At 59.2% G+C, this 10,285-nt stretch carries 10 protein-coding genes and 1 pseudogene; 9 read left to right on the top strand and 2 right to left on the bottom strand.

What is annotated here, in order from left to right:
• From H6G62_RS05640 to H6G62_RS05610, 7 genes and pseudogenes are all read left to right on the top strand, one after another.
• Positions 1–297: pseudogene (locus tag H6G62_RS05640) on the top strand (hypothetical protein); the annotation flags it as partial.
• Positions 248–592, top strand: a complete 345-nt coding sequence (locus H6G62_RS05635) for an ISAs1 family transposase (protein WP_190493140.1) — start codon at positions 248–250, stop codon at positions 590–592. The pseudogene H6G62_RS05640 and the gene H6G62_RS05635, both read left to right, overlap by 50 nt.
• A 153-nt stretch (positions 593–745) precedes the next feature.
• A complete protein-coding gene (locus H6G62_RS05630) occupies positions 746–1,210 on the top strand; it encodes a hypothetical protein (protein ID WP_190493139.1) in 465 nt (154 codons plus the stop codon).
• A gap of 103 nt (positions 1,211–1,313) precedes the next feature.
• On the top strand, positions 1,314–1,694 hold the full coding sequence (locus tag H6G62_RS05625) for a YccF domain-containing protein (protein ID WP_190493138.1): 381 nt from the start codon (positions 1,314–1,316) through the stop codon (positions 1,692–1,694).
• A 54-nt stretch (positions 1,695–1,748) separates the two neighbouring features.
• Entirely contained in the window at positions 1,749–2,495 is a 747-nt protein-coding gene (locus H6G62_RS05620; protein WP_190493137.1) for a helix-turn-helix domain-containing protein, read from the top strand.
• A gap of 424 nt (positions 2,496–2,919) precedes the next feature.
• The gene (locus tag H6G62_RS05615) at positions 2,920–3,798 is read left to right on the top strand and encodes an EamA family transporter (protein WP_190493136.1); all 879 of its coding nucleotides are present in this window, start codon (positions 2,920–2,922) and stop codon (positions 3,796–3,798) included.
• A 332-nt stretch (positions 3,799–4,130) separates the two neighbouring features.
• Positions 4,131–4,643 carry a TIGR02652 family protein gene (locus tag H6G62_RS05610; RefSeq protein ID WP_190493135.1) on the top strand — a complete coding sequence of 171 codons (513 nt, stop codon included), beginning with the start codon at positions 4,131–4,133 and terminating at the stop codon, positions 4,641–4,643.
• Between the two features lie 157 nt (positions 4,644–4,800).
• On the opposite strand, the gene H6G62_RS05605 is transcribed toward H6G62_RS05610, so the two are convergent.
• On the bottom strand, positions 4,801–5,709 hold the full coding sequence (locus H6G62_RS05605; RefSeq protein WP_190493134.1) for an NAD(P)-dependent oxidoreductase: 909 nt from the start codon (positions 5,707–5,709) through the stop codon (positions 4,801–4,803).
• A 99-nt stretch (positions 5,710–5,808) separates the two neighbouring features.
• Between H6G62_RS05605 and H6G62_RS05600 the strand changes: the two genes are divergently transcribed.
• Positions 5,809–7,257 (top strand): FAD-dependent oxidoreductase, encoded by a 1,449-nt coding sequence (locus H6G62_RS05600; RefSeq protein ID WP_190493133.1) that lies wholly within the window; start codon positions 5,809–5,811, stop codon positions 7,255–7,257.
• 139 nt (positions 7,258–7,396) lie between these two features.
• Positions 7,397–9,019: a sodium:proton antiporter gene (locus H6G62_RS05595; protein ID WP_190493132.1), complete on the top strand. Its 1,623-nt coding sequence runs from the start codon at positions 7,397–7,399 to the stop codon at positions 9,017–9,019.
• Between the two features lie 86 nt (positions 9,020–9,105).
• Here H6G62_RS05595 and H6G62_RS05590 read toward each other — a convergent pair whose 3' ends face one another.
• Complete coding sequence (locus H6G62_RS05590) at positions 9,106–10,215, bottom strand: S-(hydroxymethyl)glutathione dehydrogenase/class III alcohol dehydrogenase (protein WP_190493131.1); 1,110 nt, start codon at positions 10,213–10,215, stop codon at positions 9,106–9,108.
• Between the last annotated feature and the right edge of the window lie 70 nt (positions 10,216–10,285).

The raw sequence follows: 10,285 nt of genomic DNA, 5'->3' as shown, positions 1-10,285 counted from the left end.
ACGTTTCGCCGAACGTCGTTGGCGGTGGATTCTCAGGGGTGGGTGGAGGGGTTCAATGCCTGGGCCATCGCCACGTTACCGCTGGCCTGTGGAGCGTTGATGTCGATAGATGGCAAAAGCCTGCGCTGTACCCGCGTTGGGGGACAGACGGCGGAGCAGAACTTTACGACGATAGTCTCGCTGTATGAACGTCATCTGGGGGTGATCCATCTGCGGCGGATGGAGAATGCCAAGGCCAGTGAGATTCATGTCGCCTCTCGCCTGGGTCGGGGTGGTTCACCGCAGCAGCGAACGTGACCAGAAACCCTTTTCCGAAACGGTCTACTACCTCGGCAGCGCCCCCTGGAGCGCGACCGACCTCCTCCACGCCAGTCAACAGCATTGGCAGATTGAGAACGGCTTGCACTGGGTCAAAGATGTCACCTTTGAGGAGGATTACCCACCCCGCCGGGGCGGCCATGCCCCCGTCACCTGGAGTATTTTCAACACCTTTGCCATTACCCTGGCCCGACGACAAGGCTGGCGAACCGTGCCCCAAGCCCTCAGAGATTGGGCCAACCGGATCCATTACATTTTTTCTTTATTGGTATGAAACCACCCTGCCTCTCCATTCTGGGAGAGGGGCTGGGGGTGAGGGCCAAGCCCCTGCTAAGGGAGATCTACTCCTTCGCTTAGGTTAGCGGTGCAGATTCCGCAAGGCTCGCTATACTGGGCGGCGATACCGTCCTAGACTAGGGTTGCCGGAATGAGCCAAGACCTAACCCAGTGGATTGCCGAGGTGCGCACCCTTCAGCGCCAATTGGCCGATACCCGCCGCGAACGCGACCAAGCCCACAACAGCGCCGCCAACTGGCGACGGCTCTACGAAAATGAAGCCCGCCAACGCCGCCAAGAGGCCGAACAGTATCAGGCCCAAATCGCCGACCTGATCCAGCGCCTAGAGGAACAGAAGCTTGCCCAGGCCGAAGCCCAAACCCTAGCCGAGGGGCTAGAACAGGCGGGTTCAATGTCGAGCCTTCAAGGGCAACTCACGGCCTTGGTGCAGCGCTGCCAACAGTTGAACCAGTCCCTCCACAGCGAACGCCAAGCCCACGACCACACCCGCCAAACCCTGATAGCGGCCCTTGGAGACACCTTCGACATGATCAAGCTCGAACCCTCCCCGGCGGTGCGACCGACATCCGCCCTATCCACCGCCGCGCTGCCCTAGGGGCTGGCCAACAAGCCAGAGACTTTATGACACCAGATAGGCCATTGGTTATCCTGTAGGCGACTACGCCTTACCATGTCGTTATTTAAGAGGTTCCCCAACCATGAGTTTATTCGGTAATATCATCTGGCTCATTTTCGGGGGATTCCTGACGGGTTTGGGCTACATCCTAGGTGGTCTGCTGCTTTGCCTCACCATCATCGGCATTCCCTTTGGCCTGCAAGCGATCAAACTGGGCACCGCCACCATGACCCCCTTTGGCCGCGAGATTGTGGAGGACGAAAACCCAAACGGCGTCCTGAATATCATCCTGAATGTGCTGTGGATGATCTTTGTGGGTTGGGAAATTGCCCTTGCCCACCTGGTTCACGCCGCCATTCTGGCCATTACCATTATTGGTCTGCCCTTTGCCAAACAACACGTCAAACTGATTGTGGTGGCACTCTTTCCCTTTGGGCGTCGCTTCCAGCGCATTCAGTCCTAATACCTGATAGTCTGTCAGCCTGATAGTCTATCAGCCGTATATTCTGCTGTCATCATGGCGACTCCCCCAGCCCCCCAGCCCTTCCCCTACGATGCCTCCCTAAGGCAACGGATGACCCAGGCCCACATCCCCAGCTACCGCGCCCTGAGCCAGCAGACGGGGCTGTCGCGCTCCAGTCTCAATCCACTGCGACGGGGGCAGATTGGGAAAATGCGTCTAGAACAGGTGCAACGGATTAGCCAAGCCTTAGGGGTATCCGTGGCTGATTTGATCGCTCAGTTTGCCGATTCAGCGGCCTCTCCAGACTCAGCCCCAGACTTAACCCCAGCCCTAGCCTCGACCTCAGCCTCAACCCCAGCCCTAGCCCCAACGCCTAGTTCCGGCTCAACCGACTCAACCGCCACCATCGCCGCCCTACGCCAGGAGTATGAGCGACTGCGGCAACAGATGGCCAGTCAAGAGCAGACGATTCGACAACAGGTGCAGCGGGAAGCCCTCACGGTGATTGAATCTTGGCTGTTGATGTGGCCCAATGCCGTGCAGGCAGCGCAACAAAAGCCCGATCTACAGGCCAGCAAAATCCTTCCCCTCACCCGTCCCCTCCAGGCGTTGCTGCAAACCTGGTCGGTGCAGCCCATTGGTGCCGTGGGGGAAACGGTGCCCTACGATCCGCAACTTCACCAGCCGGAACGTTCTACGCAACCGGGGGAAGCCGTACAGGTGCGCCATGTGGGCTACTGGCATGGGGATTGCCTGATCTATCGCGCCAGGGTGATCCCTATCGGGTCATCTGGAGATTAAGCGTGTTCCATAGAAATGACTATCCCTTTGCCATGGCCTTCGTCCTCACCCCTGCCTCTCTCCCTTGGGGAGAGGGGTTCTGAAGTTGTCGGAAGGTTAAGGCCAAGAGTTATTCCGTGGAAGTATGGCCCTAGGATCGTGAAGTTACGCACAAAATAGAAAAAGAAATGTAAAAATTTAGATTTTCTTCCGTTTGAATACAGATCCAGGGAACCGTTTGGGGAATGATGGGGGCGGGTCAGCCAAGCACTGGGCTCGCCCAGCTAAACCGTCTGCTATACAGAACTCCACCTCCTAGCTGAACCTCGTATACTGAAGCAACTCCTGGCCCCCTGGGTCGGGAGTTATGCCTTTAAAGGGCGTCTGTTAACGGGCCTCAGTTAACGGGCCTCTGTCCCCATCACCTACCCTCCTTCGATCCTCCATGCTGCGTCTGCTGTCTTCGCTGTTTGCTTGGCTACCTGCTCCGTTTTTGGTGATTGGGTCGATGGTCTCGATTCAGATAGGAGCTACCCTCGCCAAGAGCTTGTTTGGGCAGGTGGGGCCGTTGGGCATGGTGACGCTGCGGGTGGGGCTGGCGGCGGTGGTGCTGATGATTTGGCGGCGACCTCGGCTACGGGGCCATACTCCGGCGGCTTATCGTCTGCTGGTTTTGTTTGGCCTGTCCCTGGCGATCATGAACAGCCTGTTCTACCTGTCCATTGCCCGCATTCCCACCGGGGTGGCGGTGGCGATTGAGTTCTCTGGGCCGCTGCTGGTGGCGTTGCTGTATTCCCGCCGTTGGATTGATGGATTGTGGGTGGCCCTCGCTGCCGTGGGGGTGGTGTTGCTGTCGCCCCTGCGCACCGATAACCTCGACCCCTGGGGGGTGGCCTTTGCCCTGCTGGCGGGGGTGGCCTGGGGGGGCTATATTGTGCTGTCGGCTCGGATGGGGCGTATCTTTCAGGGGGGAGAGGGGTTGGCCCTGTCGATGGCGGTGGGGGGGCTGGCGTTGCTGCCCTTGGGGCTGGCGGCGGATGGCTGGACGATGCTGTCCCCGGACATTCTGGCCCTGGGCCTAGGGGTAGCGGTGTTGGCCTCGGCCCTGCCCTATTCCTTAGAAATGGCCGCTCTGCGTCGCTTGCCCGTAAATGTGTTTGGGGTACTGCTCAGCCTAGAGCCCGCCATTGCCTCCACCATCAGCTTTGTGGGCCTGGGCGAAACCCTAACAGCGCAGATGATCGTCGCCATTGCCCTAATTATGGTGGCGGCAGCGGGGGTGTCCTTCTTTCAGCCCAAGATCCCGACTGAAACCCCCTCTTAGAGTAATCCAATGAATAAAGCGTCCAGTCTTGGCCGTTGGCCGATACTATCTAGGGGGCTCCCGCTATGGGTTTCCCGGCTTTTTCAGCCATCACAAGATGACGTTGAGTACGTTAAAGTCCCTCGCCCTCTCTGCAATACCTTGACCGAGTTACTTTGCCATGCCGCCTGATTGGATAAAGCCAAGCTAAGGGAGAGATTTTCCAGAGTTTTAGGGAATTTAGCCTTTTCTCAGCCATGTTGGCTACGGAGTCCGCCGAATCCCAACGGTATAATACGGCTACAGCATCGCGATTGATCAGCTCTCTAGAGGAAGTGTCTGGTTTCTGCCCAATGGTTAATTCCGCCCTGCAATACCCCATCTACGGCCCAGAAATTCAGTGCCCTCACTGTCGCCAGACGATCCCAGCCCTCACCCTGACGGATACCTACCTCTGCACCCGCCACGGAGCCTTTGAGGCCAACCCCGACACTAAAGACCTCGTACACTTGCAATCAGGACGGCACTGGCGACAGTGGGAGGGCGACTGGTATCGCCAACATACCCATCCCGACGGCATTCGCTTTGAAATCCACGAAGCCCTAGATCGCCTCTACACCCAAGGGTATCGGGCCACACGAGTAATCATCGCCGAGCGCTATAAAGACTTGGTCAACGGCTACCTAGAACGCAACTCCCCCTGGCGCGGTCAGGCCGATGCATCGGTAGCCCCCAAACTCTACGGCCTACCCGTAGAATTTAGCCCCTCAGAAGACGATGATCCCCAGTGGGCCGTGATCAACTTCACCCTGGAAAAAGAACCAGGAGTTCCCGTCCGGTATCCCTATTTTCGGCTATTTGAATGACACATTTGAGCAAACGGTGAATAGGGCGATGGGTTGGAGCAATGGACGCCCTTTGTTGACCGCTCCAGCGATGGAGCGCCGCCAACACCAAGGGGATATACAAGGGGCGAGGGCTTTTCGCCCGCTGATATCTGGGGTCAGCAAGCCAGATTTCGGATTAGGCAGATTCTCGCTGGCGAGTGGCAATTAGGCCAGCCGCAATGGTCCTGGGTTGGTAGCCCAGGGCCATAGCCCGCTGACTATTGGAGGACACATCGGCGGGGCGGATGGCGGCCATGGCAACATCGGCTTGGCGACAGGGTTGGATGAGGTGGGCCTTCAAGTCAAAGACCTCGGCCATGCGCAGACCAAAGTCGTAGCGGCTGAGGCGTTCTGGGCCACCCAGGTGCAGCAGGGTGCCGGGGTGATTTAGGGCCAAAAGCAGCCCAGCGGCCACGTCCTCCACGTAGGCGGGGGTACGGTATTCGTCAATAAACAGGGAAATGGGCTGACCAGCCCGTAAACGAGCCAAGAAATCCTGCAAAAAGCAAGTGCCATGGGGGCTAGGGGGGCCATAGAGCAGGGGCAGGCGACAGAGGGTGGCAGCGGGGTAGATGGCCCAAATGCGTTGTTCGGCCTCGAGTTTGTGGTGTCCGTAGGTGTTGATGGGGTTGGGGGAGGCGGTTTCGTCGTAGGGGGCGGCTTGGCCGTCAAAGACTTGCTCCGTGGAGGTGAACACCAGGGGAATGTGAGCCTTGCGGCAGAGGGTGGCTAGGGTCTCGCTGGCCTGCACGTTGATGGCGTAGGACAGATCGGGATCCTGTTCGCAACGATTGGGCTGGGAGATCGCCGCTGTATGGATCACCGCATCCGGTAACCACTGCTCAAACCAAGCCGTCACCGCCTGGGCATCCGTGAGGTCTAGGCGGTGGCAGGTCGCCCCTGGGATCTCGATGGGATGCCGATGGTAGAGGCCCTCCACCTGCCACTGGGCCTGGGCAAGCTGGCTCAATGGCCCACCCAAAAAGCCGCTCGCCCCTGTGATCAACAGGCGCTGAGTTGGAGCATTTTTCCCGAAATTTGCCATGGCCAATGGGGGTTAAATCAACATTTCCCGACCGTAAGACCGGGTTGACTGCCACAATTCTAAGGGGATGAGCCGGGGATGAACCTAGGAGCGGTGATAATGCGCGTTGATTACGATCTGCTGGTGGTGGGAGGTACGGTGCAGGGGCGGCGGGCGGCGGCGTTGGCGGCACGGGAGGGGGCGCGGGTAGCCCTAGTAGAGCCACCGGGCCAAGTTGATCGCATCCTCGGAGCCCAGGTGGGGCTACAAATTTTGGCCCAGACCGCAAACGGAGGATTTGGCCCGCCCCAGGGTTCAACCCAGCCCGCCCTGGAGACCGACTGGGCTACGCTGCGACGGCGCATCCAGTTGGCCATGGAACTGGCGGCGGTTTCCCTCTCGCCCTCTGCTTTGGCGGCGATGGGGGTGGATGGTATCACGGCCCAGGGGCAGTTTCATCGACAACTGCACGGACTAGGACGCACCCGGCCTAAACTCGTGTTTACCACCGCCGACCGTTCCCTACGGGCGAGGGGCTATGTGCTCTGCCCCCCCACCCAGACGACAATACCCGCCATTCCTGGCTTGGCCGATACCCCCTACCGCTGCCTGGATGATCTGATTACCTGGGACGATCTCCCCACCAGTGCCATTATTCTGGGCCGTAGTCCGGCGGCGATTGCCCTGGCCCAAACCCTAGCTCGCCTAGGCCGTTCGGTCACGTTGCTGAGCCGGGGGGAACGGCTGTTGCCCACGGAGGATGCGGATCTGTCTCGGTTTGGCGAACAACTGCTCCGGGCGTCGGGCGTGACGGTGCGGATGGGGCAGCGACCGATGGCGGTGACCTACGACGGCGAATTTCAGGTCACCCTAGACGACGCCACCACCCTCCAGGGTCAACACCTCATCCTCGGTACCGCCCAAACCCCTGCCACAGCAAGCTTGAACCTAGCCGCCCTCGGTCTGCGGCCCCACGATCAGGGCATTCCGGTGGATGATCGGCTCAGTACGCTTCACCCCCGCGTCTTTGCCTGTGGGCCTGCCCTGGGGGGCTATTGGGCCACCGCCACAGATTTTCAGGATGTGTCCATTGCGGTGCGAAACGCCCTGTATCTGCCCTATCGCCGCCTCACCCAGTTCCACCGCCCTAGCCTGTTGCCCATGCAGCCCGCCCTAGGGCGCGTGGGTATGACCGCGACCCAGGCCCAACACTGGTTTGGATCTGAGGCTCTAGTCCTGCAAATTAACCTGGGGGATACCCTGGCCACCCATCTAGCAGGGGAGACGACCGGGCTGTGCCGTTGGGTGGTGCATCGCAATGGCCGACTGCTGGGGGCACAGATTTGGGGATCCTACACCCAAGACCTGATTCAAACCGTGGCCGGGATGATGCAAAACCATCAGCACCTTCACCAGTGGGATCGATGGTCGGCCCTGCCCCACAGCCACAGCGAAATCCTGGAACAGATGGTGGCGGCTTGGCAACAGCAGCGCTGGCAACCGGGCAACCGACGGCGAGACTGGGCCGAAAACTGGTTCAACTGGCGGCGATCACGTTCCCCTCTGTAACCTTTTGGGTTCACCGCCATCCTCACCCCAATCGGCTGGCCCGAATCGGCTAGATTCAACGTCTGATCACCCAGGGTTCGGTCACCATTGGCGCTACCCTTAACGGTGATGCTGTCATGATCTGCGTTGAGTACCCCCCATGACGCCCATCCTGTCCCCGGTTTGGTCATTGCAACTTTCCCCCGCCCCTACCCTCGTTCCGGCAAACGAAGCCTTTGCCGGATTGGTGAGCACCCTGATTGTGCTGCTGTTGGTGGCTACGCTAACGACGCTGGTAACGCGCTGGCTGCGAATTCCCTATGTGATTGGCTTGGTGTTGGCGGGGTTGGCCATTCCCAAAGAGTTGCTGTCTCCGGCGGTGGGGCTCAACCCTGATGTGATTCTGAACCTGTTTTTGCCGATCTTGATTTTTGAAGCGGCCATCAACACCGACATCAGCCGTTTGCGGAGTACCATCAAGCCGATTTTGTTGCTGGCGGGGCCGGGGGTGATCCTTTCGGCTGCGATTACCACGGTGCTGCTGCGGGGCGGTCTTGGGTTCGTGTGGATTACGGCCAGTGCGGCGGCGGTGATCCTGACGATCACCGATACGGTGTCGGTGATTGCGGCCTTTCGGACGGTGCCCGTGCCCCGACGATTGGCCACCATTGTCGAAGGCGAGAGCCTGTTTAACGATGGGGTGGCGCTGGTGCTGGTGGGTATCATCACCACTATCCACACCCAGGGCAGTTTTACCGCCAGTCAGGTGGTGCAGCAGTTTTTCATTGCCTTTGTGGGGGGTGGGCTGCTGGGGCTGGGGCTGGGCTACCTCTGTGTGGGGTTGTTTCGCCAGTTGGATGACGCCCTGAGTAACACCCTGCTGACCATGGCGGTTTCGTTAGGAACCTTCCAAATCGGACAGATATTAGGGGTGTCTAGCGCCATTGCCGTTGTCATTGCGGGCCTCGTCATCGGCAACCTGGCCTTTCGCAACACCTCTGGCACCATCAAAGTCACGCTCTTAAACTTCTGGGAATACGCCGGATTTGGGGTCAATACCTTCATCTTTTTGCTCGTCGGAATTGAGGTAGACCCGCGTGTTTTGCTCGCCACCATTCCCGCCGCCCTGTTTGCCATTGTGGCCTACCAAATGGGCCGCATTTTTTCGATTTATCCCCTCCTGTGGCTGCTGCGCTTTGTTGATCGTCCCCTGCCCCTGCGCTGGCAGCATGTGTTGATTGTAGGCAATGTCAAAGGGTCGCTATCCATGGCCATGGCCCTCAGTTTGCCCCTTACCCTGCCCGACCGCAGTCCGGTCATTACCCTCGTCTTTAGCACCGTGCTAGTGTCGCTGATTGGCCAAGGTCTGGCCCTGCCCTGGCTGGTTAAGCAACTGAAACTATCCCAAATTTCGCCCCTGCGCCAGCGGGTAGAAGCGCTTCAACTGAACCTCATCACCGCCAAGGCCGCCCAAGCAGAACTGCGAGACCTAGTACAAGTGGGTAGCCTGCCCAAGTTTCTCTACGAAGAACTCTACGCCGCCTACCAAGCCCGCATCGCCGCCTCCGAAACCGATTTGCGGAACCTCTATAACCAACGCATGGCCCAGAAATCGGGCCAGCCCACCGACCCCGCCTACCTCGATGGCATCTATCGCCGCCTGTTTTTGGCCGAAAAAGGTGCCCTCAATGACGCCATTTTAAAGGGCCTTCTCCCCGACGATGTAGCCAAACCCTACCTCGCCGAACTCGATGAAAAACTGATTGCGCTCAGAGATGATTAGCCTCAGTAGATCGCAACGTCCCCGCAGCCCTCACCTCCTCCCTGCCAAGGCATTGAATTGAGAAACCGTTTTTCTAGGCTAGATCTCTAAAACGTCACTACGGTGCGGATGCTTTCGCCTTCGTGCATGAGGTCAAACCCGTGGTTGATGTCCTCTAGGGGAATGACGTGGGTGATCAGGTCGTCGATGTTGATTTTGCCGTCCATGTACCAGTCCACAATTTTGGGCACATCGGTGCGGCCCCTGGCTCCCCCAAAGGCGGTGCCCTTCCACACGCGGCCCGTCACCAGTTGGAAGGGTCGGGTGCTGATTTCTTCGCCCGCTCCCGCCACGCCCACGATGACGCTGACCCCCCAGCCCTTATGGCAGCACTCTAGCGCCTGCCGCATCAGGTTGACGTTGCCCACGCATTCAAAGCTGTAGTCGGCTCCGCCCCCGGTGAGATCGACCAGGTAGGGCACGAGGTCGCCTTCCACTTCCCTGGGGTTGACGAAGTGGGTCATGCCAAATTTTTCAGCCAGGGCTTTTTTCTTGGGGTTCACATCCACGCCGATGATTTTGTTGGCCCCCACCATGCGGCAACCTTGGATCACATTCAGGCCAATACCGCCCAGGCCGAAGACCACAACGTTGGCCCCTGGCTCCACCTTAGCCGTGTTGATCACCGCACCAATGCCCGTGGTGACGCCGCAGCCGATGTAGCAGACCTTATCAAAGGGCGCGTCGGGGCGGATTTTGGCCAGGGTAATTTCGGGCACGACGGTGTAGTTGGCGAAGGTGGAGGTGCCCATGTAGTGAAAGAGGGGCTGGCCATTGAGGGAAAAGCGGCTGGTGCCGTCCGGCATCAACCCTCGCCCCTGGGTGCCGCGAATGGCTTGGCAGAGATTGGTTTTAAGGCTGAGGCAATACTCACACTGACGACATTCCGGCACGTAGAGCGGGATCACATGATCCCCAGGCTTCAGGCTGTGAACCTCAGGGCCAACCTCGACGACAACCCCCGCCCCCTCATGGCCTAGCACGGCGGGGAACAAACCTTCGGGATCCTTGCCTGACAGGGTGTAGGCATCGGTGTGGCAGAGGCCCGTGGCCTTAATTTCCACCAACACTTCCCCCGCCCGTGGCCCCTCTAGCTGAATCGTTTCGATGGTGAGGGGTTGTCCGGCGGCATGGGCAACGGCGGCGCTAACGTCCATGGCATCTCCAAGGTTTTTAGGGCGAAGGGGGCCAACTAGGCCGATTTTAGGCGAAACATTGGCCTTCGTC

The sequence above is a fragment of the Phormidium sp. FACHB-1136 genome (assembly GCF_014697375.1).
GTDB lineage: Bacteria > Cyanobacteriota > Cyanobacteriia > Phormidesmidales > Phormidesmidaceae > Nodosilinea.
The sequence above is the reverse complement of the archived record's forward strand: the minus strand, read 5'-3'. Positions and strand labels throughout refer to the sequence as shown.